The 20,463-nt window shown below is 63.4% G+C and carries 14 protein-coding genes; 5 read left to right on the top strand and 9 right to left on the bottom strand.

Annotated elements, in window-relative coordinates:
- Positions 1-259 precede the first annotated feature (259 nt).
- From ACOZJV_RS23910 to ACOZJV_RS23900, 3 genes are all read right to left on the bottom strand, one after another.
- Complete coding sequence (locus ACOZJV_RS23910; RefSeq protein ID WP_421548655.1) at positions 260-2,680, bottom strand: glucose/quinate/shikimate family membrane-bound PQQ-dependent dehydrogenase; 2,421 nt, start codon at positions 2,678-2,680, stop codon at positions 260-262.
- 129 nt (positions 2,681-2,809) lie between these two features.
- Positions 2,810-4,183, bottom strand: a complete 1,374-nt coding sequence (locus tag ACOZJV_RS23905) for a carbohydrate porin (protein ID WP_421548654.1) — start codon at positions 4,181-4,183, stop codon at positions 2,810-2,812.
- Between the two features lie 243 nt (positions 4,184-4,426).
- Positions 4,427-5,632 carry a benzoate/H(+) symporter BenE family transporter gene (locus ACOZJV_RS23900; protein ID WP_078471965.1) on the bottom strand — a complete coding sequence of 402 codons (1,206 nt, stop codon included), beginning with the start codon at positions 5,630-5,632 and terminating at the stop codon, positions 4,427-4,429.
- Between the two features lie 332 nt (positions 5,633-5,964).
- Here ACOZJV_RS23900 and ACOZJV_RS23895 point away from each other — a divergent pair, with 332 nt between their 5' ends.
- Positions 5,965-7,365: a PLP-dependent aminotransferase family protein gene (locus ACOZJV_RS23895; protein WP_078471964.1), complete on the top strand. Its 1,401-nt coding sequence runs from the start codon at positions 5,965-5,967 to the stop codon at positions 7,363-7,365.
- A gap of 114 nt (positions 7,366-7,479) precedes the next feature.
- Here the strand turns inward: ACOZJV_RS23895 and ACOZJV_RS23890 are convergent, their stop codons facing one another.
- On the bottom strand, positions 7,480-9,519 hold the full coding sequence (locus ACOZJV_RS23890) for a TonB-dependent receptor (protein ID WP_421548653.1): 2,040 nt from the start codon (positions 9,517-9,519) through the stop codon (positions 7,480-7,482).
- A 329-nt stretch (positions 9,520-9,848) separates the two neighbouring features.
- Between ACOZJV_RS23890 and ACOZJV_RS23885 the strand changes: the two genes are divergently transcribed.
- Together ACOZJV_RS23885 and ACOZJV_RS23880 are read left to right on the top strand one after the other, a co-directional pair.
- Positions 9,849-10,079 (top strand): VF530 family DNA-binding protein, encoded by a 231-nt coding sequence (locus tag ACOZJV_RS23885; RefSeq protein WP_020298531.1) that lies wholly within the window; start codon positions 9,849-9,851, stop codon positions 10,077-10,079.
- Positions 10,080-10,089: 10 nt separating this feature from the next.
- Positions 10,090-10,755, top strand: coding sequence for a Pr6Pr family membrane protein (locus ACOZJV_RS23880; RefSeq protein ID WP_078471962.1), 666 nt, complete (start codon positions 10,090-10,092; stop codon positions 10,753-10,755).
- Between the two features lie 5 nt (positions 10,756-10,760).
- On the opposite strand, the gene ACOZJV_RS23875 is transcribed toward ACOZJV_RS23880, so the two are convergent.
- The 4 genes from ACOZJV_RS23875 to ACOZJV_RS23860 all read right to left on the bottom strand — a co-directional run bounded on the left by ACOZJV_RS23875 (position 10,761) and on the right by ACOZJV_RS23860 (position 16,159).
- Positions 10,761-11,546, bottom strand: coding sequence for a siderophore-interacting protein (locus ACOZJV_RS23875; RefSeq protein ID WP_421548652.1), 786 nt, complete (start codon positions 11,544-11,546; stop codon positions 10,761-10,763).
- The gene (locus ACOZJV_RS23870) at positions 11,543-12,118 is read right to left on the bottom strand and encodes a PadR family transcriptional regulator (RefSeq protein WP_421548651.1); all 576 of its coding nucleotides are present in this window, start codon (positions 12,116-12,118) and stop codon (positions 11,543-11,545) included. Before ACOZJV_RS23870 ends, ACOZJV_RS23875 begins: the two co-directional genes overlap by 4 nt.
- 232 nt (positions 12,119-12,350) lie before the next feature.
- Entirely contained in the window at positions 12,351-15,458 is a 3,108-nt protein-coding gene (locus ACOZJV_RS23865; RefSeq protein WP_421548650.1) for a transglycosylase domain-containing protein, read from the bottom strand.
- 242 nt (positions 15,459-15,700) lie between these two features.
- Positions 15,701-16,159, bottom strand: a complete 459-nt coding sequence (locus ACOZJV_RS23860; RefSeq protein ID WP_421548649.1) for an REP-associated tyrosine transposase — start codon at positions 16,157-16,159, stop codon at positions 15,701-15,703.
- Between the two features lie 638 nt (positions 16,160-16,797).
- On the opposite strand from ACOZJV_RS23860, the gene ACOZJV_RS23855 reads away from it, so the two are divergent.
- Positions 16,798-18,219, top strand: a complete 1,422-nt coding sequence (locus tag ACOZJV_RS23855; RefSeq protein WP_078471958.1) for an amino acid permease — start codon at positions 16,798-16,800, stop codon at positions 18,217-18,219.
- A 101-nt stretch (positions 18,220-18,320) separates the two neighbouring features.
- Here the strand turns inward: ACOZJV_RS23855 and ACOZJV_RS23850 are convergent, their stop codons facing one another.
- Positions 18,321-19,445 carry an OpgC family protein gene (locus ACOZJV_RS23850; RefSeq protein ID WP_421548648.1) on the bottom strand — a complete coding sequence of 375 codons (1,125 nt, stop codon included), beginning with the start codon at positions 19,443-19,445 and terminating at the stop codon, positions 18,321-18,323.
- Between the two features lie 208 nt (positions 19,446-19,653).
- Here ACOZJV_RS23850 and ACOZJV_RS23845 point away from each other — a divergent pair, with 208 nt between their 5' ends.
- Positions 19,654-20,385, top strand: a complete 732-nt coding sequence (locus tag ACOZJV_RS23845; RefSeq protein ID WP_421548647.1) for a response regulator transcription factor — start codon at positions 19,654-19,656, stop codon at positions 20,383-20,385.
- The last annotated feature ends 78 nt before the right edge of the window (positions 20,386-20,463 follow it).

Below are 20,463 nucleotides of genomic sequence, written 5' to 3'. Positions count from 1 at the left end.
GACAAGGTGATGGAAGTGGACGCGTTTTGTAGGAATTTTCCATCCGGCCCCTGTAGCCGCTGCCGCCAGGCTCGGGCCGCGTTCGGATGCTGGCCCTCACACACACCGTGATCTACCTGACACTCCACGGCGCCCGCGGGCCAGCGCAGCCTGGCGGCAGCGGCTACAGGTGTTGGTCGGTCAAATGGGGAGGCGCTCGGCGCACAAAAAAAGGCGGCTACCCGATGGTAGCCGCCTTTTTCATGCCTGCCGGTAAAGCTTATTCCGGCAGTTTGTAGGCAATGATGTAGTCGCCCATTTTGGTACCCAGGGAGCCGTGGCCGCCCACGACTACCAGCACGTACTGCTTGCCATCCTTGCCGGTGTAACTCATCGGCGTGGCCTGGCCGCCCGCTGGCAGGCGCGATTTCCACAGTTCCTTGCCGTTTTTCACGTCATAGGCGCGGATGTACTGGTCCAGGGTGCCGCTGAGGAAGCCGACGCCGCCGGCTGTCACCATCGAACCGCCCATGCTCGGCACGCCCATTGGCAGGCCGATCGGGATCGGCGAGCTGTCGCGGGTGGTGCCGTTCTTGTGTTTCCACACCACTTTGGCGGTGGTCAGGTCAATCCCGGCCACGTAGCCCCAGGCCGGGGCCTGGCACGGTACGCCGAAGGGTGACATGAACGGATGCATGATCACCGCGTACGGTGCGCCCGTGTTGGGTTGCACGCCCGAGGTTTCGCTTTCGCGCTTGCTGCCGGCAGCTACTTCGGCCCGCGGCACCAACTTGGAGACGAACGCCATGTAGTTCGGGCTGGTGAACAGCAGTTGGCGGACCGGATCCACCGACACGCTGCCCCAGTTGAACACGCCGACGTTACCCGGGTAGATCAGGCTGCCCTGCACCGACGGCGGGGTGTACTGACCTTCGTAGCGCAGTTCCTTGAACTGGATACGGCACAGCATCTGGTCGAACGGCGTAGCCCCCCACATGGCTTTTTCATCCAGTGGCGGTGGCAGCAGGTTCAGGTCCGAACGGGCCTGGGTCGGTGCGGTGTGGTCACCCTCGACAGCGCCAGTCGGGGCCGGCACTTCGCGGATCGGCACAATTGGCGTGCCATCGCGACGGTCCAGCACATACAGGCTGCCTTGCTTGGTCGGCTGGATCAGCGCCGGTTTGACGCCTTCGGCGGTTTTCATGTCGACCAGGGTCGGCTGGCTGCCCACGTCCATGTCCCACAGGTCATGGTGGGTGAACTGGTAGTTCCAGCGCAGCTTGCCGGTGTCGATGTCCAGGGCCACGGTGCCGGCGCTGAATTTCTCGGCGCCCGGGGTGCGGTCGCCGCCCCACTGGTCAGGCATCTGGTTGCCCAGGGGCAGGTAGATCAGGCCCAGTTTCTCGTCGACGCTGGCCAGGGACCACATGTTCGGCGAGTTGCGGGTGTAGGTCTTGCCGTCAGGCAGCGGAGTGGTTTCGTCGGGGTTGCCGGCGTCCCAGTTCCACACCAGGTGGCCGTCATGCACGTCGAAGGCGCGAATCACGCCAGAAGGCTCGTTGGTCGACTCGTTGTCCGTCACGTGGCCGCCAATGATCACCAGGTTACGGGTGATGGCGGTCGGCGATGTCGAGTAGTAGCCGCCCGGGGTGAACGGGCCGATACCGGCCTTGAGGTCGACCACGCCTTTGTTGCCGAAGTCTTCGCAGACCTTGCCGGTGTCGGCGTTCAGCGCGATCAGGCGCGCATCGGCGGTCGGCAGGAACAGACGACGCGGGCAACTGGTGGCAATCGCCTGGCCGGCTGTGGACAGGGTGGCCGGGGTGCTGATGGCGCCAGGTTGATTGAAATTGGCTTCGTCGTAGTACGACACGCCGCGGCAGGTCATGTGCGCCCAGCCACGGAAATCATCGCCGTTGGGGCCCTGGATCTGCGGGTCGAAACGCCAGATTTCCTTGCCGGTGTCCGGGTCCAGCGCCAGCACCTTGCTGTGGGCGGTGCAGGCATAGAGCATGCCGTTGACCTTCAGCGGGGTGTTCTGGTTGGTGATTTCCACCGGGTCCTTGGCGGTTGGCATGTCGCCGGTGCGGATGCGCCAGGCTTCCTGCAGCTTGCCGGCGTTGCCCGGGGTGATCTGTTTCAGTGGCGAGTAGCGATCGCCGAATTCGGTGCGACCGTAAGCCTGCCAGTCGCCATCGGGGATGGCGGGCGCGGCATTGGCCACTTCGGTGCTGTCGCGACCCAGGTCGCCGGCGATTTCATCCGGCTGGGTGAACTGGCTGCCCAGGGCAGCGCCACCGGCCACGACCACGGCCACGCTCAACAGCGCGGTGCCCAGCGGAGCTGCGCCATGGCGCAGCAACGGACGGCGGAACCACGGCAACAGCAGGACCACGCCGAGGACAAAGAACAACGACAGGCGCGGCACCAGTTGCCACCAGTCCAGGCCGACTTCCCACAGCGCCCAGACGCTGCTGGCCAACAGCACCAGCCCGTACAGGCCCAGCGCGGCGCGACGTCCCGCCAGCAGCAGGCCGCCGGTGATGATCAGGCCGATACCGGCCAGCAGGTAGTACAGCGAGCCGCCGAGCATGCTCAGCTTGATCCCCCCGGCCAGCATGGCCAGGCCCATTAGCAGCAGCAGGATACCGAGCAGGCTCGGCAGCAGGCGGCTAGGACTTGAAGCACCCTCAGTGCTCATAGTGTGGTTCTCCGTGACGTTAAGAGTTTTCCCGCGCATGTTCACTGTAGATGACGATCAGGCGCGGGCTTGGTTCAGGTGAAAATCGTGGAAAAGCAGTTTTAAGCGCAGTGCGCCGCTGGCCGGGCCTCAGAACGAGCTCTGGATCTTGATCCCGCCGATCAGCGCATCGTCGACCTGGCTGACGCCGCCGGGGTGGCGGATGTACTGCAGGTTGGGGCGCACGGTCAGCCAATTGGTGACGTGCACGCCGTAGTAGAGTTCGGCGCTGTATTCGGTGTCCTGGGGCGGCAGGTAGCCGGGGTTGTCGTAATCGTAGACGGCGTGGGCCTGGTTGCTGGCCTCGGCGTTCTTGCGGTACGCCGGGTTGACGTGGACTCGCGCCAGGGCAAAGCCGATGTCGTCCCGCGCCCGTGCATCGAACAGGCCCTTGTAGACCAGGCCGGCCTGGACGTAGTTGTCGATGGCGTTGGTCTTCTTGTCGTGCATCGTCGCGTTGGCGAACACGCTCAGGCCCCGGGAGTGGTCACTGGCGCGGCTCGTCAGTTGCTGCTGCGCGCCCAGCCACAGGCCGTGTTTGCTCGAACTGCTGCGATAGGCCTCGCCACTCAGGGCGGCGGGCTGGCCGTGGCTGTCTTTATAAACGTCGCTGGCCTTGGCGCTGCTGTAGTAGTAGCCGGCGCGGTATTCCCCGGCCAGGCCATCAAGCGTGGGCGTCCACACCAGTTCGACCGGCAGGACGGCGCCCTGGGTGCCGCTGCCGCTGAGCTTGAAGCCGTTGCCGCGATCCAGGTTGGACGGGTTCTGTTCATAGGCGCCGACCTGGGCATAGAGCTCGGGCGTCAGGTGATATTTGACCCGCAGCGCCCACTGGCTGACCGGCCAGTTGTACCAGATGCCGCCGACCCAGTTGCCGACCTGGGAGCCGCAGAACGCCAGGTTCTGGAAATCGCAGGGGAAGCTGTTGAAGTCTTCGCCCTCGCCGAAGCGGCCGGCCTTGATATCGAGTTTCTGGTCGAAGAATTTCTGTTGGTACCACATCTGCGTCAGGCGCCAGGTCTGGCCACGGCCCCAGACTTCCTGGGCCGAAGTGAAGCCGCCGACGCGGGGATCGTTGATCCGGTCGTTGCTGATGTTGTCACCGTCGCGCTTGGTCACCGTCAATTGGAACTCGGCGTCGTCCCAGCCGAGGATCTTCTGCAGGTCCAGGTGGCTGCCGAAGGCGAACTGATCGCTGTAGCGTGCGGTGCGATTGTGGTCGTAGCCGCCGTGCAGGTTGGAGCCCATTTCGCCGACGTAATCGATTTTGAAGTCATAGCCTTGCCGGGACAGGTCGCTGCGGCTGCCGTTCCAGTCACCCAGCATCCACGGTGATTCGCTGTCGAAGGCCGGCGCTGCCTGGACGCAGGTGGCCAGGCCCAGGGCGCCGAGCAGGGTGATGGCTTTGGTGCCGGCCAGGGGTGTTCGGACAGCGCTGTCTTTGGAGTGATGAACGTCAGGCATAGAATTCGGGCGTGGTCTTTTTTTAGGAATGGGCAGATAAAGCAGCGGCGATGCCGGGTCGATCACGCGGGATCGAACGCCCCATGCTGCTGATTTTAAATAGGAAGATGAAACGGTTCAGCTTTGAGGCAGGAAGGATAAAGCGCCGTCCTGAAGAGAGAAAGCGCTTTATTTGACATGGATCATTTCGGATTCGGTAACAGTACGCCGGGGCCTGCTGGCCCTGGCGCCTGGCACGGCGGGTTACGAACGGCTGGCCTGGCCGGCCTCGAGGGTTTTGCGCTCGCGGGTATAGCTCAGTACAAAGTGCGCCACCAGGCCGAAAATCAGGCCCCAGAACGCCGCCGCCAAGCCCAGGAAACTCATGCCCGAGGCGGTGACCAGAAACGTGATCAACGCCGCTTCCCGTTGTTTTTCATCGGCCATGGCCCCGGTCAGCCCGGCGCTGATGGCACCGAACAAGGCCAGGCCGGCCAGGGAGGCGATCAACTCCTTGGGCAGGGCCGAGAACACCGAGGCCAGGGTCGCGCCGAAAATCCCCATCAGGATGTAGAACACCCCGCAGGCGATCCCGGCGATGTAGCGTTTGTCCCGATCTTCATGGGCTTCGCGGCCGGTGCAGATGGCGGCGGTGATGGCCGCGAGGTTGATCCCGTGGGAGCCGAACGGCGCCAGCAGCAGCGAGCCGATGGCGGTGAACGAGATTATCGAGCGCGCCGGGGTGGTGTAGCCGGCGGTGCGCATCACCGCCATGCCCGGCACGTATTGCCCGGTGAGGGTCACCAGTGCCAGGGGCAGGCCGATGTTGATAATCGCGTGCCAGCTCCACTGCGGCGCGGTGAAGATCGGCTGGGCCACGGCAATGGTGATCGAGCTGCTGTTGAGTTCGCCCAGGCCGGCGGCCACCGCGCAGCCCACGATCAGCACCGAGAGAATCGCGTAGCGCGGCGACAGGCGCTTGCACAAGAGGTACGCGGCGATCATCGACAGGACCAGGGCCGGTTGCAGCTTGATCGAGGTGAACAATTCGGCGCCGAAGCGAAACAGAATCCCCGCCAGCATCGCGGCGGCAATGGCCTTGGGCAGGCGGCTCATCAGTTTGTCGAAAGCCCCCGAGAACCCAACCACGGCGATGATCAGGGACGCGACGATATAGGCGCCTATGGCCTCGGGCAGCGACACCGTGGGCAGCATCGATACCAGCAACGCAGCGCCAGGGGTCGACCAGGCGGTGATCACCGGCACCTTCAGGCGCCAGCTGAGCAGCAGCCCGGTGATGCCGCTGCCGATGGAAATGGCCCAGATCCAGGACGACACCTGCTCGCTGGGCAGATGGGCCTGGCTGGCGGCCTGGAACACGATGATCAAGGGGCCGGCATAGGAAATGATCACGGCAATGAGGCCGGCAATGATCGCGGAGAGTGATACGTCCTTTCTGAGTGTGCTCATGGCGTCTCGACTGGGCGCTGGGTGGGCAGCGCATTGCATGCGAAGGGGGCGGCGTCGGCCGATTGATTCGATCGGTGGCGAGTGTATTTCAAACAATTGAATCGATTCAATTGTTTCTCATTGCAGGCTTGGTTCGTGATGTGTGATTTATTGAGTAAGTGTCTGTATTTAAAAGGTTAAATGTTTTATTGAAATTTATTTATAAGTCGCGTGACCGGATTTTGTTTTGAGGTTTATAGAAATTTAAAACAAATTGAGTCGATTGGATGCCCTGGCGTATCGCTGTGATATCCTCCGCCGCTATCCAGTGCTGCCAGTGGTCGTAATCATCCATGTGGGTTCCCCAGTTAAGCGAATTCAACCAGCCGGTCTACCTGTCGATCGCCGATGCCCTGGCGCGTGATATCAACAGCGGCCTTTTGAGCGACGGCGAGCGGTTGCCGACCCTGCGCGACCTGGCCGCCACATTGAATGTCACGCCGGGCACCATCAGCCGCGCCTACAGCGAGGCCCAGCGGCGTGGGCTGGTGCAGGGGGAAGTGGGGCGCGGCACTTATGTCCAGGCCCAGCCAGCCCTGGCTCTGCCCCTGTCCCTGCCCCTCAGCCATGAGGCGCCGACCCTGGCCCTGGGCCAGCCTGAACTGCTCGACCTGTCGATCATCAAGCCTTACAGCGAGACCCTGGAGTATTGGCTGCGCGGCGCCCTGGTGGGCATGGCCCAAAGCACCGACTTCGGCCGGGCCCTGGATTACGCGCCGGACGGCGGCCACCCGGCCCATCGCGAGGCCGGTGCGCAGTGGTTGCGCCATGCGCTGCCCGAAGCCCAATGGCAGCAGGTGGTGATCACCGCTGGTGCCCAGCACGGCTTGATGGTAGCCATGAGCGCGCTGACCAACGCCGGAGACCTGGTGCTCTGCGAGGCCCTGTGCTATCCGGGCATCATCTCCCTGGCCCATGGCCTGGAGCGCCGCCTGCGCGGGGTGGCAATGGATGAGGAGGGGATCATCCCCGAGGCTCTGCGTGAACTCTGCCTGCGGGAAAAACCGGCGATGCTGGTGTGCGTCGCGACCTGCCAGAACCCCACGGCGGCCATCATGTCCGAGCAGCGTCGGGCGCAGATCGCGGCACTGGCCGAGGAGTTCGACTTCATCATCCTGGACGATGACATCTATGGCTTTCTGGCCACCGACCCGTCGATCAAACCCTTGTCCAGCTTTGCCCCCGAACGTTCGGTGTACCTGACCAGCCTGTCCAAGGCGATCATGCCGGCCCTGCGGGTCGGTTACCTGTACAGCCCGCCGAAACTGCTGTCGCGCCTGACCTCCATGGTGCGCAGCAGCGTGTGGATGCCGTCGCCGTTGACCGCGCAGCTGGCGAGCAATGTGATCAGCGAAGGTCTGGACCGCAAGCTGGTGCAGACCCAGCGCACTGAAGCGGCGGCGCGCCAGGCCATTGCCCGGGAGGTGTTTGCAGGGTTTGAACTCAAGACCCAGCCTCACTGCTACCACATCTGGCTGACCCTGCCCGAGCCCTGGAGCGCGGACGAGTTCACCCACCTGGCCCGGGCCAATGGCGTGCTGGTATTGAGTGGCAGCCAGTTCGAGGCCGAGCGCGGGGGCAACTCCCGCTGCGTGCGGGTGGTGCTGATGTCGCCCACCACCCAGGGTGAATTGCGCTTTGCCTTGACCCAGTTGGCGAGCCTGATCGAGACCGATCCCCGCCGTTACTACTGAGCCACCGCTCCCCTGTGACGGGGGAGCGTGCTCGCGTCCGGCATGCAGTGGCCGCCTATGCAGCCACCGCGATCCATCAGGCAGGCGTCGCCAGTGAGCCCTGCTGCCTCAGGTTCAGAAGGTGGTCCGCAAGCCCACTTCCACGCTGCGCCCGGCCGCCGGCGCGATGTCGCGCAGGATAGAACTGGCGTAGCGCACGGTCTGGTTGGTCAGGTTCTCGCCTTTGACAAAGGCCAGCCACTGGCTGCTGCCGATATCGAAGCGATACCCGGCGCTGGCGCCGAAGGTGGTGTAGCCATCGGTGCCGCTTTCGTTGTCCGGGACGCGACCCTGGCCGGCGGCGTGCTCCACATCCAGACGTGCTTGCCAGCGATCCAGTTCCCACAACAGGCCGCTGTTCAAACGCAGGGGGGCGATCCGTGGCAGGGCCTGGCCGTTGTCGAGGTTAGTGGCTCGGGTGTAGTCGCCTGACAGGTCCAGGGCGAACTTACCGTAGGCACTTTCACCAAGCTGCCAGCGATCCTGGGCTTCGAACCCGACGAAACGTGCCCGCACGCCGGAATAGGTGTATTCCGGGATGCCGTCGGCGTCTTCCTCGCCCTCGTCATTCAGGGTGCGACCGCTGCCGAGCAAGCCGATGTAATTGGAGAAGTGGCTGTAGAACACCCCGAAGCTGCCCTTGTGGGTGCCGTTGTCAAAACGCAGGGCCAGGTCGCTGGACACGGCTTTTTCCTTGGACAGTTTGGCGTCGCCGACTTCATAGGTACCGGTGGCCACATGGGCGCCATTGGCGTACAGCTCGTAGAACGTCGGGGCGCGCTCGGTGTAGCCCAGGGTGGCGGCCAGGGACCAGATTGGCGTCAGTGTATAGACCGCGCCGGATGACAGGCTGCCGGCGGTAAAGCTGCTGGAACGGTTGGCGTTGGCGAAGCGCTCGTTGCCTTTGCCGTCCGGGTCGACCGTGGTGTGCTCCAGGCGCCCGCCGAGGCTGAGCTTGAGGCGTTCGCTGGCTTGCATCTCTTCGAGGATAAACAGCGCGCCGCTGTTGGTATCGGTCTGGGGTACGAAGGCTTCCTCACCCAGGGCGGAAAATTCGCTGCGGCTGACTTGTGCCCCGATCACGCCATTGAGTGGGCCGAGGGGCAGGTGCCGCGCTTCAACCCGGGTTTCATAGCCTTTGTTCTTGAAGGTGGTGCCGGTTTCGCCGCCTTCGATCTCGCGGTGTTCGTAGTCGGTGTACCCGGCGTCGAGTTTCACCGAGCTGAACGGGCCTTGCAGGTTGCGCAACTCGGAGGCGAAGGCGTAGTGATCCTGCTTCATGCGGATGCGTACGTCTTCTTCGGCCGGGGAGCCGTAGTTGGAGTCGTAGTTGCTGTAGGACAGGCCGGCATAACCGTCGTCCCAGGTGTAGGAACCGCCGATGGCTCCGCCGTCCTGGCGCCCGTCGCTGTTGCCCAGGCGGCCGTTCTTGGCGGCGCCGTCTTCGCTGGGGCGCGCATGGCGGCTGCGGGCGTCGCCGGGGATTTTCAGGTCATTGAACTGCCGGGAGTTGGCGTCCAGGTGCAGGGCGAAGGTGCCGTCGCCGGCTTCCAGTTTGCCGGCGCTGCTGCGGGTAGTATCGGCGCCGCCATAGCGCAATTCACCGGCGCCGTGGATGCCCTCGATGGCGGCGGTGGGGATTCGATTGTCGAAGCTGTTGACCACCCCACCAATCGCGCTGCCGCCGTAGAGCAGGGCCGCCGGGCCACGGACGATTTCGATGCGTTCGACGTTGACCGGGTCCAGGGGCACGGCGTGGTCATAAGACAGCGACGAGGCATCCAGGGCGCCGACGCCATTGCGCAGGACCCGAATGCGATCGCCGTCCAGGCCGCGAATGATCGGGCGACTGGCGCCGGGGCCGAAGTACGACGACGACACGCCGGGTTGTTTGTTCAGGGTTTCGCCGAGGCTGCCTTTTTGTTCCAGGGTCAGTTGATCACCTTCCAGGACGGTGCTTGGCGCAGCCAATTGCGCGCTGCCCAGCGGGTTGGCGGTGATCACTTGCGGCGGCAATTCCACGGCGTGGGCTTGGGAGGCGATCAGCAAGGCGGCGGACAACGGCGACAGGCGCCACAGCAGAGAGCGAGAAGGGCGGGGGGCTGAGAGAGACATCGGTCATTCCTTGGCAAGCGTTGCGCAGAGCGCTTCGAGACAGAAAACAGGCTGGACACGGGGGTGTCCTGAGTGCGGGTGAGTTATTATGATTTGATACAATATAACATCTCTTTTATTTCGAAAAGCCAGGAACTTTTACTGCTGCCTGGAAAATCCCCCTCGCGCTTTCTGTAAGGCCTAGTCTGCGTTCAACTGTTACGCCCACGGCATCGGTGCTGGCCAGCGCAGCCTTCGGCAGCGGCTACAGTTAGGTCAGCGCTCTGGCGCGGGCGCATGGCCTCGGCTAAGGTGCGCGGCTTCCTTTTCCCTTCGCTCAAAGGCCTGGCATGACCGTCACCACTACCGACCCGCTGCATGGCGTGACCCTGGAACAGATCCTCAAGGCGCTGGTGCAGCACTACGAATGGTCGGGGCTGGCCGAGCGCATCGATATCCGTTGCTTCAAAAGCGACCCGAGTATCAAGTCGAGCCTGACGTTCCTGCGTAAAACCCCGTGGGCCCGGGAGAAAGTCGAGCAGCTGTACGTGAAGCTGCAGCGCACCAAACGCCCGCTTTAAGGACCGCGTAATGCTTGCCGCAGCGCTTTGCCTCTCGCGCTACCGGCGCAGCCTGATGGCCGGCGCTGCCGTGCTCGGCTGGCTGGGGCTGACGATTCAGCTGTACCTGATCCTGCTGTCGCGCTGGAACGCCGAAGCCAGCCTGCTGGGTGGGCTGGTGAATTTTTTCAGTTTTTTCACCGTGCTCAGCAATACCCTGGCAGCCAGCGTGCTGACCTGCGCCCTGAACCTGCGGATCTCCAGGGGCCAGCAGTTTTTACTGCGACCCTGGGTCGGCACCGCGATAGCCGCGAGCATGCTTCTGGTGGGGTTGGCCTACAGCCTGTTGCTGCGCCACTTATGGCATCCCCAGGGCTGGCAGTGGCTGGCCGATGAGTTGCTGCACGACGTGATGCCGCTGCTGTTTCTGCTGTATTGGCTGGGGTGTGTGCCCAAAGGCAGCTTGCGCCTGGGGCATGTCGGGCTGTGGACGATCTACCCGCTGCTGTATTTCGCTTACCTGTTGCTGCGCGGCGATTTGCTGGGGCTTTACCCTTATCCGTTCATCAACGTGGACAAGCTGGGTTATCCCCAGGTGTTTATCAACGCCCTGGGGATCCTCCTGGGTTTTGTCCTGATTTCCCTGGTGCTGCTGGGCGTTGATCGTTGGCTGGGGCGGCGCGAGCCCAAGGGCTAGGCGGGTTACTCGTCGTCGCTGCCGTCAAGGCGCCAGTAGCCGGCCGCTTTGACGAACTCTTCATTCAGGGCATGTTCGTCGAGCAACACGCGGCGGATCTGGCGCGACACCTTGCTTTCGGTGGCGATCCAGGCGTAGAGCTTGCCGGTCGGGATCTGCAACTGGCGCACGGTGCTGATCAGGTCCTGCTGGCCGCTGTCACGTTCAACCCAGATCACCTCGACCTGCGCCGCGCTCTCCAGGGTCTGGCGTTCGGCGGCGTTGGCCACTTCGATCACCGCCAGCACCTGGCGCCCTGCAGGCAGTTCGTCCAGGCGCCGGGCGATGGCAGGCAGTGCGGTCTCATCGCCGATCAGCAGGTAGCTGTCGAAGATGTCCGGCACGATCATCGAGCCACGGGGCCCGCCGATGTGCAGGTATTGGCCGGGGCTGGCCTGTTCGGCCCAGGTCGAGGCAGGGCCGTCGCCGTGCAGCACGAAATCGATATCCAACTCGCCACGCTCCAGGTCGTAACGACGTGGGGTGTAGTCGCGCATGGCGGGCATCGGCCCGTTGTCCTTGCCAGCGCCCAGTACCAGGTTTTCCAGGGCGGCCTGTTGCTCGGCGTTCTGCGGGAACAGCAACTTCACGTGGTCGTCGCTGCCCAGGCTGACGAACCCCGCCAGTTCCGGCCCACCCAGGGTGATGCGGCGCATACGCGGGGTCAGGTCGACGACCCGCAGCACTTGCAGGCGGCGGCGTTTGATTTCATGGCTGACCCGGTGAATGGTTTGCGAAGTATCGACGGTCATTCAGCTTGCTCCTGAGCAGGTTGACTGGCCGGGCCATCGACGATGGCCCTGGCGGTATTGTTCAGCAGGTCGCTGACCCGCAGGATTTCTTCAGGGCTCCAGCGCCCGTGATGCAATTGCAGGGCGTGGCGCAGGTTATGCACCGCTTCGTGGATCTGCGGCGGGCGGTCATGGCCGCGCAGCGAGCGCTTGCTGACGTCGATGCGCATGCGCACGCCTTCCAGGGCAATCGCCTGATCGTGCAGTGACAGGCGACCGGCATCGGTCACGCTGTAGCGTTTTTTGCCGCCTTCGGCATCGCCCTGGATCATTTCGCTTTCTTCCAGAAAGGTCAGGGTCGGGTAGATCACACCGGGGCTGGGGCTGTAGGCGCCGTCGAACATGCCCTCGATCTGGCGGATCAGGTCGTAGCCGTGGCACGGCTGCTCGGCGATCAGCGCCAACAGCAGCAGTTTCAAGTCACCGGGGGCGAACACCCGGGGTCCGCGCCCGCCGCGCTCGCGACCGGGGCGTTTTTCGAAGCCGTCATGGCCGTCGCCATGTTCTCTGTGGTGGGGATGATGCTCTCTCATTTTCTCTTTCTCTCTTCGGGTTTAGACATAACTTAAGATATATCTTAATAAAGACGCAAGCCCTTCTGTGCAGCACAGAGCTGCCGTTGGTCGGAGAGCAAGTTGGCGAGGACTGAGACCCAATGGCCTCGAAAAGACGGGCAAGTGCCTTGCACCGTGCTTGAAAAGTCGGAATCGCGGCACGGATGTGAGACGAGCGCCGCCGCCTGTTACAGCGCTGTCGGGGGAGAACTCAGCGTTGAGCCACGCTGCCCAGGCACTGACTGTTGCTGCCGGGCTGCAGGTAGGGCATCAGGATCGGTGCCATGCCCTTGAGCACTTGCACCGGCAGCGCCGAGGTGAATTTGAAGGACTGGGCGCTGGCGCCCGGAACGAAGGCGGTGAGGGTGCCGAAGTGGTGATCGCCGATGTAGAACACAAAGGTCGCGGTGCGGTTGATCGACTTCGAGCTCAGCACCCGCCCACCGGCGCCAATGGCCTCGATGCGGTTGTCGCCGGTGCCGGTCTTGCCACCCATGGCCAGTGGCGTGCCATCGGCTAGTTTGAAACTGCCCGAGACCCGCTTCGCGGTGCCGGCATCCACCACTTGGGACAAGGCGCCGCGCAGCGCGGTGGCGACCTCTGAAGGCATCACTCGCTTGCCCTTGTCGGGGTCATTGAGCAGCCGGGTTTCATAAGGGGTGTCGGCGGCAAAGTGCAGGCTGTCGATGCGCAGGGTCGGCAGGCGCACGCCATCGTTGAGGATGGTGCCCACCAGTTCGGCAAGGGCGGCCGGGCGGTCGCCGGAGCTGCCGATGGCCGTGGCCAGGGACGGCACCAGGTGGTCGAACGGGTAGCCGACCTGTTGCCAGCGCTGGTGGATATCGAGGAAGGCTTCGATCTCCAGCATGGTACGGATGCGGCTGTCGCGGGCGCTCTTGTGCCGGCTCTTGAACAGCCAGCTGTACACCTCCTGGCGCTCGAACTCGCTGGCCTTGACGATCTGGGTGAAGTTGGCGTCGGGGTTGTTCAGCAGGTAACCCAGCAGCCACAGGTCCAGGGGGTGGACCTTGGCGATATAGCCCTGGTCGGGAAGGTCGTAGGCACCGGGGCCGTAACTGGCGTAGAGCTTGTCCAGGCGCTCATCGGTGAGTTTTTCCGGCTGCTTGACGCCTTTGAGATGGGACCGCACGAAGCTGTTGAAGCTGTCCTGGCTGGCGTCCGGCAGCAGGTAGCGGTGCACCGCGGCCAGGCGGATGGCGGTGGGGTGCATGCTGTCGAGGAAGGTATCCAGGCGCGCCTGGGTGTCCTTGTTGCGGTACTTCTTCCAGAACCGCAGCAGGAAGGATGTGCCCTCGCGGTCGGCGAACCTGGCCAGGTATTCCTGGCGCCGCGGGTCGCCGTCGTCCTTGAGCAACTGCGCGCTGTTTTCGGGACCGCCATAGGTGCTGTAGCGCACCAGGTCACGCATCAGGCGAATGAACGGCAGGTTGATCGACTCCCGCAGGGCGTCGCGCAGGCTGGGGCTGCGGCCGTTGTCTTCGTTGCGAAAGTTATGGAAGTGATGCAGCCCGCCGCCGGTGAAAAAGGCTTCCCCAGGGCTGGCGGAATAGGTGCGGTCGAGGGCCGCGTCGAGCATTTTCGGCAGGCTGCGGTCGCTGTTCTGGATCAGGTAGTCGACGGCCCAGCGGCTCAGCCGATCCTGGTCGGAGACTTCGGTTTTCTTCAAGGCCGCGGCGGATTGATCGGCGTAGCGGTCGTGCAGCTCGGAGATGATCTGCAAGTAAGTGGTGAGCACTCGCAGCTTGGCGGTGGAACCCAGTTCCAGCTTGCTGCCTTCGTTGATGTCGAAGGGCTGGTCGGTGCTGTCGGTCTGCACCCGTACCCGCGAGCCGTCGGCGGTGAGTTCGAACAAGGTGAAGCTGTAACGCACCTGGGTGGTGCTGGCGGGGGTCAGCAGGCGCTCGCCGAGCAGGCCGATCTGCCCGGCAAAGGCCGGGTCAGCCAGGTGCTTGAGGTAGTCGGTGGCCTGGCGTTGCAGGTCACTTTGCAAGGTGCTGGTGGCCGACAGGTCAAGGCGATCCAGGTCATACAGCGGTCGGTTGAGCAGGTTGGCCAGGCGGCTGCGGGCCGCGCTGATGCCCTTGTTGGTCTCGATCGGTTGCAGGGTTGGTTGTTGTTGCCAGTCGCGGTAGCTGACCTTGCTGGCCAGGGCCGCGGCGGTCAGGGCCGGGTCGATCACGCCGCTCTGCGCCAGCAGGCGGATATGGCTGTCGGTCAGGTCGGCCAGCTCGCTGCGGCCCTTGGCCAGGTAATGCGAGGGCCGGCGCTGGGCAATCATCAGCGACAGCACCTGACGCAGAGCCAAGCCACGTTGCGCGAGGCTTGGCGGGTCGCTGGCGGTACTCGCCAGCTGCGCGTTGACCTGGGTGAAGTCGGCGCCGTACCAGACCCGTAACCCCTCGGCCATGCCGTGCACTTCGCCGTGCCCGGGCACCGCCGACAGCGGCACGCTATTGAGGTAGTCGCGCACGACTCGCTGGCGGGCTTCGAGGGTTTGCGGGCCGTCCTGATAGGCGCGCACGCTGGCGGAAATCATCTGCCGCAGCTTTTCACCGCCCGAGACCGTGAGGCCGTCCGGCGAATGGCGATATTTTTCCAGCTGGGTGGCCAGGGTGCTACCGCCGGCGGTCTGCCCCGGCAGGTGCAGAAGCTTGGCCAACTGGGACCAGGCGGCCTTGCCGAAGCGCGGCCAGTCCACGGCAGGGTTGGACAAGGGCTGGCTGGCATCCAGCAGGTCGCGGTTTTCGATGAACAGCAGGCTGTGCACCACCAGCGGCGGGATCGCGGCAAAACTGGAGTACAGCTGTTGCGGGTAGTTGAATTGATACAGCGGCGCGGCGCGGCAGTCGGTGATCGACAGTCCTGCCTGAATCTTCTCGGCATAGGGCACGAAAAATCCCTGCTCGCTGTAGTCCATCAAGGCGGGGGAGAACCGCGCCTGGGACTCAATCAGGTAACCGCGTTTGAGCAGGCGCGGCAGAAACTCGCCCATGGCGCTGTAACCCAGGCGTTTGTCAAAGGGCCCGGCGCCGGGATACAGCACCGCATCGCTGGCCCCGGGTTGTACCGAGTAACTGAGGTCCTTGGCGAATCGACTGAACTCACGGGCTTGCAGCTTCGAAGTGCGAATCTCGCGGGCTGCGGCAAACCCCAGGGCAATCAGGGTCAACAGCAGCAATAACCAGAACAGGCGCCAGGCATGGCGCCGCGGACGGCGCTTTTGGGCAGGGGGCGCTTCATCCGCACGATCAGTGGGCACCTGGGGTTTACTTGAATCGGTCTGCCATAAAGCGCCCATAGTCGATTGATCCATTCACGCAGATTGATCGGACTTGCATGAAGCTTAGTCGGTGCTTGGCGCCGCTGAAAAAATTGTCAAAGCGATCTTTCTACCCCCCTGTGGCGAGGGAGCTTGCTCCCGCTGGGGCGCGCAGCGGCCCCAAAGGCCTATCAACCACACCGCGTACTCAGGTTTTGCGACTGCTGCGCAGTCGAGCGGGAGCAAGCTCCCTCGCCACAAGGGGGATTAAAAACGAGCGTTTATAGCCAGCAGGCATCCCAGAGTGGATAGTCGCCGACCTTTTTCACCAGGCCGGCCCGTAAGGGGTTGGCGACGATGTAGCGTGCGATGTGTTGCAAGTCTTCGCCGTCACGGACGGCCCGGTCGTGATAGCCGCTTTGCCAGAAGGGCCCATCGGAACCGAGACGTCGATTGATTTGACGGGTACTACGGGATTTCACTGCCTGGACCACTTGGGGCAGCGTGGCTTTTTCGAGTTGCAGCAGCCAATGCAGGTGATCCGGCATCAGCACCCAGGCCAGCGATTCGACCTGACCGCAATCCTGAGCCCGTTTCAGCTCGGCGACCACCAGCCGTCCCAAGCGCCAGTCGGAAAACAAGGGGCGTCGACGGTAGACCACGGTGGTAATGAGATAGGCCCGGCCGTTTTCAGAGTGCCGGCCGTGGCGCAATCGATGGGACTGTGGACGGTGCGGCATTCCATTGCCTCCAGGTTCTGAACAAATGAATCCTGGACGCTAGCAGCTTGACCTCGAAGTGGGGGCCATGCCTCGTTTATAGATATTTCAGCCTTGTGGCGAAGGCACAAGCTCCCTCATCGCAACGTGGCTACGGGCAACTGAGCGCTTGCAGTTAGCCAGGCCCGACACGGCCGTTTGTGGCGAGGGAGCTTGCTCGCGCTCGACTGCGCAGCAGTCGCAAAGGCTGAGCATGGGGCATGCCTCTCCGATCTGAGAGCCCACTAAGCCCCGAAGCGTCGGCCTGAGGCCTGTGATAGAGCCTTCGCGCCGGTAAATACGGCCTAGGTAGGGGCATGACGCTGCACCATTGCTGTGCAATACTCGGCGCCGTTTAAAAATGACTCTCGGCCAGATCTCCAGGTAATGCTCCTCCGTGAAAAGGGTTATTGCCGAGATTTCTCGCTGAATTTAGCTACTTATAGAGTGAAAAGCCCTGTAGGGAGCTTTTTATACTGCTCGCCCCGCTGATCTCGCCGGTTTGTCCGGCCAGACGGTTCGATCCACAAGGTCGGGCCGGTAGAGCTCGTACAGGTTATCCGCCTGTGCTTCGCAGACTCGGTGGCTCATATCCAATAACAAGATGAGGTTGTATCCCTATGCCAGTTGGCAATCACCTGCCCCAAGGCGAGACCGCTCAGGGCGGCCCGCTAAAACGCGAACTCGGCGAACGGCATATTCGCTTGATGGCGCTTGGCGCCTGTATCGGCGTCGGCCTGTTCCTCGGTTCGGCCAAGGCCATTGAAATGGCTGGTCCGGCCATCATGCTGTCTTACATCATCGGTGGCCTGGCGATTCTGGTGATCATGCGCGCCCTCGGCGAGATGGCGGTGCATAACCCGGTCGCAGGTTCGTTCAGCCGTTATGCACAAGACTACCTGGGCCCATTGGCAGGCTTTCTCACCGGCTGGAACTACTGGTTCCTGTGGCTGGTGACCTGCGTTGCGGAAATCACCGCCGTGGCGGTGTACATGGGGATCTGGTTCCCCGATGTGCCGCGCTGGATCTGGGCCCTGGCGGCGTTGATCAGCATGGGTTCGATCAACCTGATCGCGGTCAAGGCCTTCGGTGAGTTCGAGTTCTGGTTTGCCCTGATCAAGATCGTCACCATCATTGCCATGGTCATTGGTGGCATCGGCATCATCGCCTTCGGTTTCGGCAACGACGGCGTGGCGCTGGGCATTTCCAACCTGTGGACCCACGGCGGCTTCATGCCCAATGGCATCAGCGGCGTGCTGATGTCGCTGCAGATGGTGATGTTTGCCTACCTGGGTGTGGAGATGATCGGCCTGACCGCCGGTGAAGCGAAGAACCCGCAGAAGACCATTCCCAATGCCATCGGCTCGGTGTTCTGGCGCATCCTGCTGTTCTACGTCGGCGCACTGTTCGTGATCCTGTCGATCTACCCGTGGAACGAAATCGGCACCCAGGGCAGTCCGTTCGTGATGACCTTCGAGCGCCTGGGGATCAAGACCGCTGCCGGCATCATCAACTTCGTGGTGATCACCGCTGCGCTGTCGTCCTGCAACGGCGGCATCTTCAGCACCGGGCGCATGCTCTACAGCCTGGCGCAGAACGGCCAGGCCCCTGCCGGCTTCGCCAAGACTTCAAGCAACGGTGTGCCACGGCGTGCCCTGCTGCTGTCGATCGGTGCCTTGCTGCTAGGCGTGCTGCTCAACTACCTGGCGCCTGAGAAGGTGTTCGTTTGGGTGACCGCGATTGCCACCTTCGGCGCGATCTGGACCTGGGTCATGATCCTCCTGGCCCAGCTCAAGTTCCGCAAAGGCCTGAGCGTTGCCGAGCGTGCGGCCTTGAAATACCGCATGTGGCTGTACCCGGTCAGTTCCTACCTGGCCCTGGCGTTCCTGGTTCTGGTGGTGGGGCTGATGGCCTACTTCCCGGAAACCCGCGTCGCGCTGTACGTAGGGCCGGCGTTCCTGGTGCTGCTGACGGTGCTGTTCTATGTGTTCAAGCTGCAACCGACTGAAGCCCGCCAGGTTTCGGCAGGCTCGACGCTGTAACCCGCGCGTCCCTGAATGAAAAAGCCCCGGTCCAGTGACCGGGGCTTTTTTATGGCGCCCGATAAAGGGCCGTCGGGCAGGGCGCCAACGTCCTGCGCAGGCTAAGCGATGGCCGCGTGGGCCGGCTGGCTCAGGCGCTTGTTGAAGTCCAGCCAGGATGCCAGCGCTACCATCAGCGCGACCCCCAGCACAGCACTGAACAGCTGCATGGCCAGGGCATCGTCCGCCTGGGCGTTGAGCATGTCCGCCAGGGGCGCCAGCAATACGCCAAAACAGAACACCTCCAGCGAGTAGCGCCCCATGCGCGCGCACTGCTGCGCCGGCCAGTGGCGCGTCCAGCCGATATCCGGCAGCAACCTGGCCGTGACATAGGCCAGGGCCAGGAAGTGCAGCAAGCGCAAGGGCGACAGGTTGGTCTTGCTGATCGGGTACAGCCATTCGCCGAGCATCCTGGGCATGAACGCGTCGTGCACTTCGGGCCATTTCCAGGACAGGGCCAGCAATCCGCTGAGCAGCAGATACGCCGTAGCACCGACAAACATCGGCTGCCGGCGCAGTGGCCGCCGCTCAGCCACCCCGGGCCTTTGCCCATGGATGGCCGCGGCGCCGCCCAGGATAAACAGCAGCTGCCAGGCCATCGGGTTGAAGAACCAGACGCCGCCTTCCTGGGCCGCCAGGTTCCACTGGAACCAGGGCGCCAGCAGGTACAGCACCACTGACAGCCCGACCACATACTGCGCCCTGCGCAGCAGCATCGGCAGCACCAGCGGCAGGCCCAGCAACAGCAGGATATACAGCGGCAAGGGGTCCATCAGGCTGGGCTTGAAGCGCAGCAGTAACTCATCCATCAACGCCTGTTGCGGGTGGGTGAGGAAGTACTGCAAGCCCATTTCCTGCACCAGGTCGCGGGTCTGCACATGGCTGTTGGCGAAGAACACGATGCCCATCAGCAGCGCCAGCAGGAAGATATGCACCACATACAGGACCCAGGCCCGGCGCAGGATTTTCACGCAGGCCACCAGGTAGCCATCGCGCTGCACGACCTTGCCGTAGGCCAGTACCGCCGCATAGCCGGCAAGGAATACGAAGATTTCCGCCGCGTCGCTGAAACCGATATTGCGCAGGGTAAATTGGGCCAGGGGGTTCTGCGGCACGTGATCCCAGAAAATGAAGATCAGCGCCAGGCCACGAAAGAAGTCGATGCGCGGGTCGCGTCCGTTAAGCATGGCGTCGGGCTCTTGAGCGAAGGTCTAATAAGGAGTCGCGGGCGGCGCAAAAGGTTGCGCGCCACCTATCGGCGGCGCGCAGGGTGGCGTGATTGCTCGCCAATTGCAAAGGGCGGAGCAGCGCCCGGGGGCTAATCGGACGAGTCCGAGGCACAGGGCAGCTTTACCCCGGCGCAGGGTCATCAATGTCAGATCAGGGAGTACTGCGATGCACAGCGTAAAAATGACCGGTCCTGAAGTCGAGTTGTTCGCGAGCATTGTGTGGCGCCTGCGCAGCGCGGGAACAGGCCCATCCGTACGGGAGCAGGTGTTGGGTGACCTTGCGCAGTTGCTGCGGGCCGATTTTGCCGCCTCCTATATCTGGGATAGCCGGCTGAACCGGTCGCTGCATGGCACCGCGATCAATATCGAGGCCAGCCGCCTGCGCGACTACGAGCAACGCGTGCACCTGCACGACAGGATCACCCCGTTATTGCGGGCTCGGCGGCGCGCGACCCGGGTCGATGAGGTCATCAGCCGGCGGGAGTTGGAGCAGGGGGCCCATTACCGTGAGTTTCTCCAGCCCTGTGGCATGCACCATGGGATCAATCTGTTCGTGTTCGATCAGGAGCGCGACCTGGGGGATTTCCGGGTCTGGCGCGGCGCTGGTCAGCCGGCGTTCGGCCAGCGCGAAGTGTGCCTGCTGGATGCGCTGAACCCTTATTTGCAGCAAGCCCTGGTGCTAGAAGCCGCTGCGGCGCCGCTGCTGACGGCACGCGAGCAGCGGGTGGCGGGGCATGTGGCCCAGGGCTGCAGCGACAAGCAGATTGCCCGCTTGATGAATATCGGCTTCACCACCGTGCGCACCCACCTGAAAAACGCCATGGCCAAGACCGGGGCCCGCAATCGTACCGAACTGGCGCTGTGGCGGGCACGGCATGGCGCGCCTCCTCAATCCTGAGGATGTCTGACGGGTCTCCGGCGAGGCATTAATGCGGGCTCCGAGCGCCATGGTGGAGCTCGACCGATGCCCAGGATC

The organism is Pseudomonas sp. QD4 (assembly GCF_049199125.1).
In the GTDB taxonomy this organism is placed as follows: Bacteria; Pseudomonadota; Gammaproteobacteria; order Pseudomonadales; family Pseudomonadaceae; genus Aquipseudomonas.
Note: the sequence above shows the minus strand (reverse complement) of the source record. Positions and strands in the feature narration are given on the sequence as shown.

Excerpts from the sequence above, each read along its gene's own strand:
- ACOZJV_RS23910 (WP_421548655.1), bottom strand. The coding sequence starts at position 2,680 with ATGAGCACTGAGGGTGCTTCAAGTCCTAGCCGCCTGCTGCCGAGCCTG.
- ACOZJV_RS23905 (WP_421548654.1), bottom strand. The coding sequence starts at position 4,183 with ATGCCTGACGTTCATCACTCCAAAGACAGCGCTGTCCGAACACCCCTG.
- ACOZJV_RS23900 (WP_078471965.1), bottom strand. The coding sequence starts at position 5,632 with ATGAGCACACTCAGAAAGGACGTATCACTCTCCGCGATCATTGCCGGC.
- ACOZJV_RS23895 (WP_078471964.1), top strand. The coding sequence starts at position 5,965 with ATGTGGGTTCCCCAGTTAAGCGAATTCAACCAGCCGGTCTACCTGTCG.
- ACOZJV_RS23890 (WP_421548653.1), bottom strand. The coding sequence starts at position 9,519 with ATGTCTCTCTCAGCCCCCCGCCCTTCTCGCTCTCTGCTGTGGCGCCTG.
- ACOZJV_RS23885 (WP_020298531.1), top strand. The coding sequence starts at position 9,849 with ATGACCGTCACCACTACCGACCCGCTGCATGGCGTGACCCTGGAACAG.
- ACOZJV_RS23880 (WP_078471962.1), top strand. The coding sequence starts at position 10,090 with ATGCTTGCCGCAGCGCTTTGCCTCTCGCGCTACCGGCGCAGCCTGATG.
- ACOZJV_RS23875 (WP_421548652.1), bottom strand. The coding sequence starts at position 11,546 with ATGACCGTCGATACTTCGCAAACCATTCACCGGGTCAGCCATGAAATC.
- ACOZJV_RS23870 (WP_421548651.1), bottom strand. The coding sequence starts at position 12,118 with ATGAGAGAGCATCATCCCCACCACAGAGAACATGGCGACGGCCATGAC.
- ACOZJV_RS23865 (WP_421548650.1), bottom strand. The coding sequence starts at position 15,458 with ATGGGCGCTTTATGGCAGACCGATTCAAGTAAACCCCAGGTGCCCACT.
- ACOZJV_RS23860 (WP_421548649.1), bottom strand. The coding sequence starts at position 16,159 with ATGCCGCACCGTCCACAGTCCCATCGATTGCGCCACGGCCGGCACTCT.
- ACOZJV_RS23855 (WP_078471958.1), top strand. The coding sequence starts at position 16,798 with ATGCCAGTTGGCAATCACCTGCCCCAAGGCGAGACCGCTCAGGGCGGC.
- ACOZJV_RS23850 (WP_421548648.1), bottom strand. The coding sequence starts at position 19,445 with ATGCTTAACGGACGCGACCCGCGCATCGACTTCTTTCGTGGCCTGGCG.
- ACOZJV_RS23845 (WP_421548647.1), top strand. The coding sequence starts at position 19,654 with ATGCACAGCGTAAAAATGACCGGTCCTGAAGTCGAGTTGTTCGCGAGC.